At 64.2% G+C, this 13,128-nt stretch carries 8 protein-coding genes; 2 read left to right on the top strand and 6 right to left on the bottom strand.

Features of this window, described 5'->3' with window-relative positions; genetic code table 11:
* Positions 1 to 164: 164 nt before the first annotated feature.
* Entirely contained in the window at positions 165 to 3,134 is a 2,970-nt protein-coding gene (locus V7066_RS20030) for a TonB-dependent receptor (RefSeq protein WP_334184741.1), read from the top strand.
* Between the two features lie 134 nt (positions 3,135 to 3,268).
* Here V7066_RS20030 and V7066_RS20035 read toward each other — a convergent pair whose 3' ends face one another.
* The 3 genes from V7066_RS20035 to V7066_RS20045 all read right to left on the bottom strand — a co-directional run bounded on the left by V7066_RS20035 (position 3,269) and on the right by V7066_RS20045 (position 6,714).
* Entirely contained in the window at positions 3,269 to 5,377 is a 2,109-nt protein-coding gene (locus V7066_RS20035; protein ID WP_334184742.1) for a TonB-dependent receptor domain-containing protein, read from the bottom strand.
* A 115-nt stretch (positions 5,378 to 5,492) separates the two neighbouring features.
* Positions 5,493 to 6,002 (bottom strand): CHAP domain-containing protein, encoded by a 510-nt coding sequence (locus V7066_RS20040; protein ID WP_334184743.1) that lies wholly within the window; start codon positions 6,000 to 6,002, stop codon positions 5,493 to 5,495.
* A 112-nt stretch (positions 6,003 to 6,114) separates the two neighbouring features.
* Complete coding sequence (locus tag V7066_RS20045) at positions 6,115 to 6,714, bottom strand: DUF1826 domain-containing protein (protein ID WP_334184744.1); 600 nt, start codon at positions 6,712 to 6,714, stop codon at positions 6,115 to 6,117.
* A gap of 76 nt (positions 6,715 to 6,790) precedes the next feature.
* Here V7066_RS20045 and V7066_RS20050 point away from each other — a divergent pair, with 76 nt between their 5' ends.
* The gene (locus tag V7066_RS20050) at positions 6,791 to 7,210 is read left to right on the top strand and encodes a MerC domain-containing protein (protein ID WP_334184745.1); all 420 of its coding nucleotides are present in this window, start codon (positions 6,791 to 6,793) and stop codon (positions 7,208 to 7,210) included.
* Here V7066_RS20050 and V7066_RS20055 read toward each other — a convergent pair.
* The 3 genes from V7066_RS20055 to V7066_RS20065 all read right to left on the bottom strand — a co-directional run bounded on the left by V7066_RS20055 (position 7,207) and on the right by V7066_RS20065 (position 12,672).
* Complete coding sequence (locus tag V7066_RS20055) at positions 7,207 to 8,520, bottom strand: MFS transporter (protein ID WP_334184746.1); 1,314 nt, start codon at positions 8,518 to 8,520, stop codon at positions 7,207 to 7,209. The two genes, V7066_RS20050 and V7066_RS20055, sit on opposite strands and share 4 nt — an antisense overlap.
* Before the next feature lie 98 nt (positions 8,521 to 8,618).
* Positions 8,619 to 8,987 (bottom strand): response regulator, encoded by a 369-nt coding sequence (locus tag V7066_RS20060; protein WP_334184747.1) that lies wholly within the window; start codon positions 8,985 to 8,987, stop codon positions 8,619 to 8,621.
* Between the two features lie 4 nt (positions 8,988 to 8,991).
* Positions 8,992 to 12,672, bottom strand: a complete 3,681-nt coding sequence (locus tag V7066_RS20065; RefSeq protein ID WP_334184748.1) for a PAS domain S-box protein — start codon at positions 12,670 to 12,672, stop codon at positions 8,992 to 8,994.
* Between the last annotated feature and the right edge of the window lie 456 nt (positions 12,673 to 13,128).

Raw genomic sequence — 13,128 nt, forward strand, 5'->3', positions numbered from 1 at the left:
TTTCAAAGTATTCGCGCCGCGCTTTTTCAGGGGTCTCGGCATTGGCTTTGGCGGGATCTCTCGCGGTTTCCTTCCCCGCAGTTGCTCAGACTAATTCGGATGCGGAAGGCCAATCGGGCGAAGAACAGGCGCCTTCCCGCATCGACGACAAGACCGCCGAAAAAGTGATCACGACCGCCAACGACATCGTCGTCGTCGGCACCCGCGCCTCGCTGCAGTCGGCGATCAACCGCAAGAAGCAGGCAAGCACCGTCGTCGATTCGATCGTGGCCGACGACATCGCCAGCTTCCCGGACAAGAACATCGGCGACTCGCTGGCGCGCATTACCGGCGTCCAACTCAGCCGCGATTTCGGCGAGGGGACAGCCGTTTCCATTCGCGGCGTCGAGCCCGATCTCAACCGTGTCGAGATCAACGGTGTCAGCCAGGTCAGCGCCACGGGTTCTCGCGCCGGCGATTTTCGTGAACTGGCAACCGAACTCGTCAAGTCGATCGATGTCTACAAGGGATATGCGGTCGATCTGACCGAAGGCGGTATCGGCGGCACCGTGCGGGTCGAAACGCGCAAGCCTTTGGACTTGCAGAAGCCCCTCATGACCGGCGTCGTATCCTATCAGAACCTCGATACGGCCGAGACCTGGAAGCCGCGTGTCACGTTCGTTGCCGGCACGCCGAAATTCCTGATCGACGGCCTGGGCGTCCTGGTGAACGTCACGTATAGCGACGTGGATACCCGGCAGGATTATATCAGCAACACGAACTGGTCTCGACTGGCGGACTTCGATCACTCGACAGAAAAGACCGTCGCAAACCCGCTCTACAACAATTACTCGACGTATGAGAGCTGTGCCGGTGTCGGCGGCGCGACCACGGCGGCGGCTACCGCCAATCGCCTGGCCTGCGAAACCCAGTTCTTCGATTGGGCGCCGACCGTTCCGCGCTATCGCAGCTGGGTTCGCAACGACAAGCGCATCTCCGGCGATCTGGCTCTGCAATACCAGGTTGCCCCCAATTTCCGCGCATACGGTCAGGTGCAGATCAACAAGCGTAACCAGAACCTTCAGGACACGAACTATTCGGTCGATCTGGGCCGCATAGAGCGCTTCAATCTCGATCCCGCACTGGCGGCCGGGGCGAACGGTGCAACCTCGCGACCGAGAGTGCAGCTCGGAACCTCGACGGTGAATGAGAACCATGTCGTCACGAGCCTCGTCACAGCTCTCAACGCCGTGAATATCGGCACGGCGGCCAATCCCAACTGGAATGGCGCCGCCAACATTATTGGCGTGCAACGGCGCGACTTCAGTTACGATCAGGATTCGAAGTACTTTACCGGAGGGTTCAACTGGGAACTTAACCGCCTCAGGATCGACTTCCTGGGATCCCATGCCAAGGCGACGACCGTTTCCGAAAGCAACCTGATCTCGCTGGGCACCAGTGTGGCGGGGATTACCGTAGACCGCAACAATGCCCAGGGCATCCCGGCATTTTCCTTCCCCTCCAATTTCGACCCTGCCGATCCTTCCGTATACGCGGATTTCACGCGGACGGGGGCTAATGGCCAGGTCCTGCCGGTCTATGGTCCCGCACTCCAGTATCGTCCCTCGCAGGCGAGCAACTCGGAAGACCAGCTCAAGTTCGATGCGGACTGGGAAATCGATCATCCGATCGTCAGCAAGATCGAGTTCGGCATGCAGGCCCGGCGGCAGAAATACGTCAGCTATCAGGGCGGCGGTACGCGTCTGATCGATCCTGCCACGGGAACCTACCAGTCGAGTGCCAACGTATCCTACACGACTGTCATCCAGAACAATCCGGCGCAGGCCCAGAACGGGAATACCTGGTACATCACGCCGGCGCAGTATCAGGCCTTGATCTCGTCGCTCGGGGGGACCCTCGGCGGCGCGCCGCTGTTCAGCGGACTGAAGAACGCGCCTTCGGGCATGCCGTCCAACATCGCCTTCCCGAACTTTGATGCCGACGTGTTGTCACAGTACTATGACCTGTCGGGCTTCGACCAGGATCTCGTCCGTACCGCAAATGGACTGTCGCAGATTCCGAATTACCTCATCAAGGAAACTGTGCTTTCCGGCTACATCATGGCCGATATCGACACGGAAGTCTTCGGCATGCGCCTGACGGGTAACGCCGGTCTGCGCTGGACGCAGACCAAGGATACCGGTCTCGGCACCAATATCAGCCGCGTGACCCGGTTGAACGCCACGGGTGGCACTGAAACCGTCACGATTTCGGCCCAGGAAGCACGGCTGACCAACACGTACACGGACTTCCTGCCCGCCTTCAACGCGAACCTGGCCATCACGCCCGATCTCTCGTTGCGCGCCAATTATGCCAAGAACCTGGCTAGACCGCGCCCGACCGATCTCGTGCCCAACATCAACTGCCTGGATGACCAGACCTTGACCGGCATTGATGATACCTGCTCGGCGGGCAACCCGGACCTCAAGCCCTACCGTGCGGATCAGTGGGAAGTGAACCTGGCCTGGTATCCGAATGCCGACACGATGCTCAGCCTCGGGTATTACAAGAAATACGAATCCAGCTTCGTGATCCCGAATGTCACGCGCAGCGGGGTCGACCTCTTCCATGACGGCACGACTTATACGGTACGTCAGGCGGTCAATGGTTTCGGGGCATTGCTGGATGGGATCGAGGCGAGCGCCCAGACCGTCTTCACCTTCCTGCCGCAACCGTTCGACGGTCTCGGTCTCACCGGAAACGTCACCTATGCCCGCGCGATCCGGACGAACCTGACCAACAGCGCCACGGGTGAGGAACTCAAGCAATACCCCGGTCTTTCCAAGTATACCTATAATGCCAGTGTTTTCTACGACAAGGGCTTCCTGAATGCCCGCCTGAGCTACAACTATCGTTCCAGCTGGCTCGATACGGTGCTGAGCGCCACGAACGGGAACAATCCGCTTTATCGTAAGGCCGAGGGCTATCTCGATGGCAAGGTGACGCTGCGCTTCCCGAAGTATCACTTTAATGTGTTCTTCGAGATGCAGAATATCGCCAAGGAATATTCGAAGATCTACATCAACAAGGATATGCCGGTGGATCTCTATTATCCCGGCCGTCGCATGTTCATCGGACTTCAGGCCAAGCTCTGATCCGAATGGCAAGGGAGAGCGGGAACTCTCCCTTGCGCCTGCCGCCTCCATCGCTTGCGACCCGGCGGATCGGCGGCAGGATGGGACCCGGACAGATGCGGCAACCTCCAGCCGCGTCTGTCCGGGTTTTTGCTTTAGAACGCGGTGCGCAGGCCGAACACGAAGTTGCGTCCGCGCAGCGGCGAGGCGTCCTTCACGAAGGAGGCGTGGTTGAGCGCGAACGAGTTCGTGAGGTTGGTGCCCCGCGCGAAGAGTTCGGCCCAGCGGTCGGTGCCGAGGTCGAGCTTGTAGGACAGCGTCAGGTTCAGCATGTCGTAGCCCGGCGTTTCGGTTTCGAAATCGGCGATCCGGTCCTGCTTGAACGTGCGGTAGTATTCCGCTTCCGCCGTGAACGGTCCGCTCGCGGCATCGACGCGGGTGCCCAGGCGGCCCGGCGGGATGCGGGGCAGGTTTCCGAGATCGTTCTTCAGCTTGGCGCGGACATAATCGCCGAAGAGCGCGACGCCCAGCTGCGGGATCACCTGATGGCGAACCTCGCCGTCCACGCCGGTGAAGGTGGCATCGGCCGCAACGTAATGGATCAGGCGGAAGTCCTCGTATTGGTCGAGGGTCTGGCCGTAGATGTAGTTGTCCACCTTCTGGTGATAGGCGCCCACGGTGAACGTCGTCGCGCCGCTGGTCTTGCGGAAGGTCAGGTTGATCGACTTGCCGGTTTCGAGGCGGTTCTCAGTCGATGCCATGCCTTCGAAGGTACGGCCGGTCACCATGCCGATTTCGTAGGTGTTCGAGGCGAAGTGCGGGCCGAAGGCGTAGAGTTCCTGCACGTTCGGCGCGCGCTGCGAGCGGGCTAGCGACAGGGCCAACGAGTAGCCGTCCGCCACCTTCCACAGTGCCGAGGCCGAGACCGAGAAGGGATCGTGCGAGGTCGTCGGCATGAACGCCGTCAGCGAGGTTTGCGGACGGATGCGCTGCCATTCCTGGCGGACGGCTGCCTCGATGCGGACGGGACCGAACTCGCGGCTTTCATGGAGGAACAGCGCGGTATTGCTGATGTCGAACGGCGTGTAGGTGGTCACGTCGTCCTCGATCACCGAGTGAATGCCGCTGAACTTGCTGTCCGAGTGCTGGACGCCGAAGACGCCGCGGAAGCCGGCGACGGCCTTGTGGGTCAGTTCGAAGCGCAAGTCGAACGCCTTGTTGCGATAGGCGGTGGCGACTTCGTCGTGCTCGATCTCGTCGTGGCGGTAGTTGGTGTGCGCCATGCGGAACCGGACGCGCTCGAAGCCGGGCAGGGGATCGCGATATTCGCTGCGAATGTCGAAACGCTCGCTGCGCATCTTCACGAAGATGTTTTCCTCTTCGTGCTCATGATCGTGGCCTTCCTCGCCATGGTCATGGTCGTCGTGATCGTCGTGCGATCCGCAGTGAAGGCTGGGGCCGTGGGTGTGGCAGCTTTCGTATTCGTGGCTGTGGCCGGGGAGGCCGTACCGGCCGGTCACGCGCGTATAGGCGACGCCGAGATAGCCGTCCGCACCGACCCACGAGCCGCCCGCCGTGAAGGTCGAGCTTTCGTTCCACGATCCGGGCACGCGCTTTTCGCCGAAAGCACCGGGCACGCGGTAGTCGTCAGCCTCGCGGTGCGCGCCTTCGAGGCGCAGGGCCAGCGCGCCGCTGCCTACGGTGACGCCGCCGACCACCGATCGCTCGTCGTCGCCGGTGCCGAGCCGGGCTTCACCTGCGCCGGAAATGCCGTTCGCGGGAATTTCGGTCGGGATCTTGGTGTCGAGCAGGTTCACCGCGCCGCCGATCGCGCCGCCGCCGTAAAGCAGGGCCGCCGGGCCGCGCAGCACTTCAATACCGCGCAGGAGCAGCGGTTCGCCGGTGATGGCATGGTCGGCGGAGATGCCCGAGGCGTCCTGCACATTGGTGCTGTCCGACAGAACCTGCACGCGCGGAGAGGTTTGGCCGCGGATCACCGGACGGCTGGCACCGCCGCCGAAGTTGTCGAAGTGGATACCGGGCTGGCCGGCCAGCGTCTCGCCGAGGGTGCCCTGGCGGCGGTGGGCGAGTTCGTCGCCGGAGAGGGTCACGACCGGGGTGGCCGTTTCGTCGGCGCGCTCTTCCAGCGGTGCGGAAGTGACGAGGATCTCACGCGATTCCGGGGCGGGCGCCTCGGCGAAAGCGGTAGCCGGGATCAGGGCGAGCAGGGAAACGGCGGATCGGTGCAGGATGCGGACGGACAAGAAAACCCCCTGAATTGTAAAGGAGGTTCCGTTTAGTGTGATGTGATAACATTACACAACAGGGTGAGTGCCCTGTTATCAATATGTTACAATCTGGAAATCTCGGAGGCGATAATCAGCCCGCGCTGCTCGGCGCATCGTCGTCCTTCGCGGTGGCGAGTTCCGGGGCAGGGGCGCTGCTGCCGTAAATGAAACCGAACGTGGGATTTTCGCGCGAGCCGAGCGAATGGCTCGGGCCGTACCACACGCGTACGTTGCTCCAGTCGCCTGCTTCCGAGACGTCTTCCGCCAGGGCGTTGTGTTCGATCATTCCGGGGCCGGACCAGTTGGCATGGTCGAGCATGACATGGCGGGAATCCACGACTTCGCGGATCATCGCGACATGGCCGTAGGGCATCGCGCCGGTGGACTTGAACACCAGAACCGAACCCGGCTCAGGCATATGGCCGCGCTTGTAGGTGCCCTTGGCCTGGTCCCACCAGGTCGCCGCATTGCCGTGAATGCCGATCCCGGACTGCGCGCGGGCGTAAGGCACGCACTGCAGATGCTGGGCCAGTGCTGGCGTGGCAAAGGCCTGAAGAGCGAGGGAAAGGATGGTGGCTGCGACCAGGGAAACCTTTTTCATGGAGAGACGTTATAACGTCTCTGTCTTCCGAAGGTAGCCCGGTCCCGGCGTTGTGATCGCACGGGACGCACCGTTCGTCGCGGTGGCTGGAACCGCTTCGGCTGGGCGGCGCTTAGCCGCTTCCGATCGAGTCGATAACCAGCACGAGCCGGGATTCGCCCGAGTCTGCGATGGGCGGAGACCGGTGCAGGACGGACGGTTCGGGCTGGAGCAAGCGGCCCTTGAACAGGCCGACGGCACCGGAGCGCATTTCGTTGATGGTCTGATCGCCGGGGTCATCGGCCCGCTGCCACTGGGTTCCGGGACCGCGATAGGTCGTGATCGTTCGCAATGTCACGAAGTCCGCATGGAACTTGCTGCAGGCATCGGTCTCGACCACTTCCAGCCTGATTCTGACGCGGCGCTCGCCGAGAAGAACGGTGTGGCGCATCGCCAGCGCGGCGATGTCGGCGCAGAGCAGCGGGCTTTCCGGATAGCCGCTGTCCCGCTGCAAGGTGCTGAGTTGCATGTCCGTATCACCGGCATCGCAAGCGAGCAGCAGGTCGTCGATGCTGTCGAGGTCCAGCCCCGCAACTTCCCGGACCAGTGCCGGATCGAGATCGCGCTCCCAGATGGCGAGATCGATTCCGTCGCTGGCGATTTCCCGCAGAACCTCGGGGTGGGGGCCGGTGGCCACAGTGACGGGTGGAAGCGTAGCGCAGTCTTTTTTCACGGAGAGGCCTTTTCAACGGGGAAAGCATCGCCATGTAATGTTGTAACATCACTCAATCAAGCAGGAGCCGATTTCGATGAGCGAGCGTTGCGAACCCCGGAGCCACATCGTCAGCATCCGGGGGCGCCTTCTGGCCGATATCGTGGAATCGACGGCGATATCCGCGTCCACGCTCTGCATGGTGCACTGTCTTGCCCTGCCGCTCCTGCTGTTTCTCCTGCCCGGCCTGCTCGGGGCTTTCTTCCAGTCGGAGGTGTTCCACCTGGCGGCGCTCGGGCTGGTGGCACCGGCGGCGCTGATGGCATTTGTGCTCGGCTATCGGCGGCATGGCGGGGCGGGGCCGGTCTTGCTCGGCACGGCGGGGATCGCCTGCCTCGTGCTGGCGCTTCTCCATGCCGATCTGCCGTTGGGAGAGACCGGGCTGACGGTGATCGGCAGCCTTCTGTTGGTAGCCGGTCACGCCTGGAACTGGCGCAAGCGGCTGGGCTGCGCTTAATCCTCCAGGATCAGGCTATGGTCTCTGGTGTCGCGCATGCGGATGTAGACGACCAGCGAGATGGCGATCATCACCGAAACGTAGATGTAGAAGGCGTGCTCGATTCCGGCCTGCTTGAACCACAGGGCCACGAACTCGGCGGTGCCGCCAAACAGCGTGTTGGCGAGTGCATAGGGCAGGGCGACGCCCAGCGCGCGGATATGGGCGGGGAACAGCTCCGCCTTCACCACCGCGTTGATCGAGGTATAGCCGGTCACGATCACCAGTCCCGCCATGACCAGCGCTCCGGCCACGAGCGGGTCTCGGGTCGTCGCCAGGGTGGCGAAGATAGGGTAAGTGCAGAGCACGCCGAACAGCCCGAAGCCCACCATCAGCGGCTTGCGACCCACCCTATCCGATAGCGCGCCCGCCAGCGGCTGGAGCAGCATGAACAGGAACAGCGTCACCCCGTTGATCTCGGAGGCGGTCTCGCGGCTCAGCCCGCTGGTGTTGACCAGGAACTTCTGCATGTAGATCGAATAGGCATAGAAGGCGATCGTGCCGCCTGCCGTCAGTAGCATGACCGTCAGCGTCTCGCGCGGGTGGCGGCGGATCAGTTCGAGGAAGCCCGATTGCGGGGCGCCTTCAGCGCGCGCTTTTTGGAAGCTGTGGGTCTCGGCCATGCCCCGGCGCAGGCGGAACACCAGGATCGCCAGTGCGCCGCCGATCACGAAGGGAATGCGCCAGCCCCAGGCGTCGAGCTGGGCCTCGGTCAACAGTGCCTGGAGCACCAGCAGCACGCAGATCGCCACCAGTTGTCCGGCGATCAGGGTGACGTACTGGAAGCTGGAATAGAAGCCGCGCCGCTCGCGGCCCGCCATTTCCGAAAGATACGTGGCACTGGCGCCGTACTCGCCGCCGATGGAAAGCCCTTGCATCAGCCGGGCCAGCACCAGCAGCAGCGGCGCGCCGATGCCGATCGACTGGTAGGAAGGCGTCACCGCGATCAGCAGCGATCCCGCGCACATCAGTGCGACCGAGAGCGTCAGCCCGCTCTTGCGGCCCTTGCGGTCGGCATAGATGCCCATGAGCCAGGCACCCACCGGACGCATCAGGAAGCCCACGGCGAAGATCGCCGCAGCGCTCAGCAACTGGGCGGTGCGGTCCTCGTCCGGGAAGAAGTGCGGCGCGAAATAGAGGGTAAAGGCGGAATAGGCGTACCAGTCGTACCATTCCACGAGATTGCCGGTGGAGCCTGCGACGATGGCCTTCAGCCGCTGTCGCCGGTCGGGTGCGGTGGGGGCCGGGAAAGGCGCCGGGACAGTCGACATCGCAGTTACGCCTTCTCTTGGCCGTCGGAAGAAGCGGAGAGGTATGGGAATTGCTTCGGCAGGTCCAGCGCAGGCGACGGGCAGCGGACCGGGTGCGGCTATCCCCGCGCCCGGTCCAGCGCTTTCACGGCCTCGGCGAGCTGGGCAAAGGTGTAAGGCTTGTTGAGCAGGAAGGCAGGCTCGTGCGGCAGGTCCCAGTGGCCGCCGCTGGCGATGGCGAAAGGCACGGCCCGCGCGCCGAGTTCGGCCAGGATCGGATCGGCGCGCTCACCCGCCAGGTTCATGTCGATCACCGCCACATCGAAGGCGCCCTCGCGGCTGGCCTCCAGCGCGTCGCCCAGCGTGGCGTGCGGGCCCACGACCTGGCAGCCGAGATCGTCCAGCATCTCCTCCAGCAGCATGGCCACCAGCACTTCGTCCTCGGCGACCAGTACGCGCAGCCCCTCCATGGAATTTCCCTCGGTCATGCGCTCAATCCTCGATGCTCTCGCGAATCCGCTTCGCCAGCGCATCCATGGCGAAGGGCTTGGTTATCATCGCCATTCCCGGTTCGAGAAATCCCGCGGCGAGGGCGGCGTTTTCGGCATAGCCGGTCATGAACAGGACCTTGAGGCCGGGCCGGGCGGAGCGGCCGCCGTCGGCCACCTGGCGGCCGTTGAGCCCGGGAAGGCCGATATCGGTGATGAGCAGGTCGATGCGGCGGCCGGATTGCAGGATTTCGAGGCCGGATGGACCGTCCACCGCCTCGATCGCGGTGTAGCCCAGTTCGTCCAGTACTTCGATGATGAGCCCGCGCACGACGGATTCGTCCTCGACCACCAGCACCACTTCGCCTGCGACCGCTTCCGGCAGATGGCGGCTTTCGTCCTCGCCGTCTTCCCGGTCCTCGGCGCCGCGATGGCGGGGCAGGAAGAGCTTGACGCTGGTGCCCGTGCCTTCCTCGGAATAGATCCGGGCATAGCCTTCCGACTGCCGCGCGAAGCCGTAGATCATCGAGAGGCCGAGCCCGGTTCCCTGTCCCATCGGCTTGGTGGTGAAGAACGGTTCGAAGGCGCGGCTAACCACCTCGCGGCTCATGCCGACGCCGGTGTCGCTGATGGCGATGCAGACATAATGGCCGGGGCGCAGGTCGCGCTGCTGGGCGACGTAATGGTCGTCGAGATGGGCGTTGCAGGTCTCGATCGTCAGCTTGCCGCCGTCCGGCATGGAATCGCGGGCATTGATGACGAGGTTGAGGATCGCGTTTTCGAGTTGGTTCGGATCGCAGCGGGTCTGCCAGAGCCCGCCGGAGAGCACGAATTCGGGGGCGATATGCTCGCCCAGGGTCCGCCGCAGCAGGTCCTCCATTGAGGCGATCAGCGGATTGGCGCGGACCGGACGCGGATCGAGCGGCTGGCGGCGGGAGAAGGCGAGCAGGCGGTGGGTAAGCGAGGCGGCGCGATCCGCCGACGTGCGGGCGCCCTGAAGCCAGCGTTCGAGGTCGGCAGTGCGGCCCTGTTCGAGGCGGTTGTGCATCACGTCGAGGCTGCCGGTGATGCCTTGCAGCAGGTTGTTGAAATCGTGGGCGATGCCGCCGGTGAGCTGGCCCACCGCTTCCATCTTCTGGCTTTGGCGCAGGGCGTCCTCGACGGCGCGCTGTTCGGTCACGTCGCGGCCGACGGCGTGGATGCGGTCGCCGTCCGGCACGGCGGTCCAGGCGATCAGGCGATAGTCGCCGCCACGCGTGCGATGGCGGTTCTCGAAGGCCACGGTCTCGGTATCGGCGCTGACACTGTCGCTCACACTGGCGACCATGCGCCCGAGCGCCGAGGCGGTCACTGCGCGGTCGTCGGGGTGGATGAAGGCGGCGATGCGGCGGCCGAGCATCTCGCCCTCGTGCCAGCCGAGCAGGCGTTCGGCAGAGGGATTGACTGCCGTGATCATGCCCGAATGGTCGCAGACCAGCATGAGATCGCGGCTGATCGACCAGAGCCGGTCGCGGTCCTGGGCATAGGCGGCTTCGGCCTGCTTCTGGGCCTCGATCTCGGTATTGGTGCCGATCCAGGCGCTGATTTCGCCGCTCAGATCGACCAGCGGCAGTGCGCGGGAGAGGTGCCAACGATAGCCGCCATGGGCATCGAGCAGGCGGAACTCGGTTTCGAAGACATGGCCGGTTGCCACCGAGCGTGCCCATTTTTCCTGCGTCTCGGTGCGGTCGTCGGGGTGGATCGCTTCGGTCCAGCCTTCACTCCCCAGGCTCTGCCGGGAGCGGCCGGTGTAGATGTAGACGCGGTCGTTGATCCAGTCGATCCGGCCGTCTGCGCGGGCGGTCCAGACCTGGTTCGGCATGTTCTGGGCAAGGGTACTGAATTGCGCCTCGCTCTTTTCCAGCGCGCGCTGGATGCGGCGGCGGTCAGTCACGTCCTGCACCACGCCGATCATCCGGGCAGGGCGCCCGTTCGCGTCGTATTCGAAATCGGCTTTGCGCGCGATCACGCGCTCTTCGCCGTCGTCGGCGCGGCGAATGCGGTATTCGACATCGAGCTGGGTGTTTCCCTGCTTCCGCCGCGACTGCGTGGAGACCAGGGGATAGTCTTCCTTGACGACCAGTTGTTCGATCCGATCGGTTGTCGGGGCGCCGCCCGGTTCCTGGGCCGGATCGATGCCGTAGATGCGCCAGAATTCCTCGGTGCCGTCGATGCTGTTCGCCGGAATATCGATCGAGAACAACCCGACGCCGCCTGCCCGCTGGGCGCGACGGAGCCGTTCCTCGCTCTGGTCGAGGGCTTCCTTTGCGCGGTGCTCGGGCGTGCGGTCGCGCATGAGCTTGACGAAGCCGATCGCCTCCCCCGCGGCATCGCGCAGCGGCGTCATTTCGCTGAGACCCCAGAAGCGTTCCCCGGACTTGCGCAAGTGCCAGCGTGCGTCATGGGCGCGGCCGGTGTCCAGCGCCTCGCGGCGCTTGGCAGCGGGGCGGCCGAGATCGCGGTCTTCGGGGGTAAAGAACGTGGCCATCGGCTGGCCGAGCATTTCCGCCTCGCTCCACCCCAGCATCGCGGAGGCACCGGCGTTCCAGAGCGTGATCCGGCCCTCCGGATCGGTGGCGACGATGCCGTAGTCGATCGCGCTGTCGAGGATCTGGCGGTTGAACGCCTCCCGCTCGCGCAGCTGTCCTTCGGCGCCGACCCGCTGGACATGCGCCCAGGACCGCTCGGTCACTTCGCGGATCACGCCGAGTTCGTAATCGCTCCAGGCATGGGCGTCGCGGTCGTGGATCGCCATCAGGGCGGTGAGGCGGCCTTCCTTGACCAGCGGCATGCAGATCGTGGCGATGACGCCGATCGCCTGGAAGGTCCGCGCCTCTTCCGGCGGCAGTTCGCGGCGGTTGTCGGCAATGATCAGGGGGCGTCCGGCGTTGAGTTCACTCACCGCCCGTTCGCCGAAATTGGCGAGGCTGTAGTGCCCCATGATCGAGGAGAGGTCCGGTGCGTGCCAGTCGCCTCTTATGGTGAAGCCGTCGCAATCGGCGTCCATGTCGGCATAGGCGCAGTGCGAGACGCCGAGGTGCTCGGCGGTCATCCGCGCGGTGATCGCCAGGATCTGGTCCGCGCCGGGGCAGTCACGCACCGCGCGACCGAGATCGTCGAGGAAGCGCAGCCGGGTCTCGCTTTGCTGCAGAGCCTGGCGGGCGGCATGGGCTTCGGTCGTTTCGATCACCACGGCGATCACGCCCGCGGGCCTGCCGTCGTCGCCCGGTACAGGCGAGTAGTCGAGGTTCAGCCGGACCTGTTCGGGGTGGCCGTCGCGGTGCAGGGTTAGGACATGGTCGCGATAGCTGAGGGTGTCGCCGGAGAGGCCGACCTTCATGACATTGTCGTTGAAGTCGGCCACTTCGTCCCAGCCTTCGCGGACGTTCGAGCCGAGCAGGCGGCTGTCGCGCGCTCCGGCAAAACGAGAGTAGGCATCGTTGTAGAGCATCACGCCCTGCTCGCCCCAGAGCAGGACGAGCGGCACCGGCGAAGGCAGCATGAACCCCAGAGTCTGCTTCAGGCTGGCAGGCCAGGCCCCGATCGGGCCGAGCGGGGTTGCGGACCAGTCGAACACGGCAATGCGGCTCGCGAGATCCCCGCCGCAGGACAGAAACCCCTCGGCATTGCCCGCCATGCCCTTCATCGACCCCATCTCCTGTGCGCCCACCCGTTAACGCCCGCGCCGTTTCATTCCGCCTCGTGCCTGCTACCCCGCTGACCGGCATAGCCGAGGCAGTTGCGATGGGCAAAACACGCCTGCCGGTTCGCGGTTCCCGGATTGGTACATTTCAATGAGATCGCGGTTATGCCGCTGCGCTTTGGGCAGGTTCTTCCAGCAAGGCGGGGGAGGGGAGGTGGTTTCGCGCGGACGCTACGTGAAGGGCTTAGACTGCCGAAGCGGAGCCAATCCAGACTTGCGTGCTGCGGCGGTGGCCTTGCGTCGTATCGGGTCCACCGCCTTTGCTTCATGCCATGTCGTAGCTCCCATCGGTCGTTCAGAAGTCCTTCGACACGCGCACCGTCACTCGACCGTCGCGTTGGTTTGAGGCGCCGCGCAGGCCGAGTTCCATGTCGAAGACCCAGGTCGAGAGGGTGTAGA

The sequence above is a fragment of the Novosphingobium sp. genome (assembly GCF_036820275.1).
In the GTDB taxonomy this organism is placed as follows: Bacteria; Pseudomonadota; Alphaproteobacteria; order Sphingomonadales; family Sphingomonadaceae; genus Novosphingobium.

Excerpts from the sequence above, each read along its gene's own strand:
- V7066_RS20060 (WP_334184747.1), bottom strand. The coding sequence starts at position 8,987 with ATGACCGAGGGAAATTCCATGGAGGGGCTGCGCGTACTGGTCGCCGAG.
- V7066_RS20065 (WP_334184748.1), bottom strand. The coding sequence starts at position 12,672 with ATGAAGGGCATGGCGGGCAATGCCGAGGGGTTTCTGTCCTGCGGCGGG.
- V7066_RS20050 (WP_334184745.1), top strand. The coding sequence starts at position 6,791 with ATGAGCGAGCGTTGCGAACCCCGGAGCCACATCGTCAGCATCCGGGGG.
- V7066_RS20040 (WP_334184743.1), bottom strand. The coding sequence starts at position 6,002 with ATGAAAAAGGTTTCCCTGGTCGCAGCCACCATCCTTTCCCTCGCTCTT.
- V7066_RS20055 (WP_334184746.1), bottom strand. The coding sequence starts at position 8,520 with ATGTCGACTGTCCCGGCGCCTTTCCCGGCCCCCACCGCACCCGACCGG.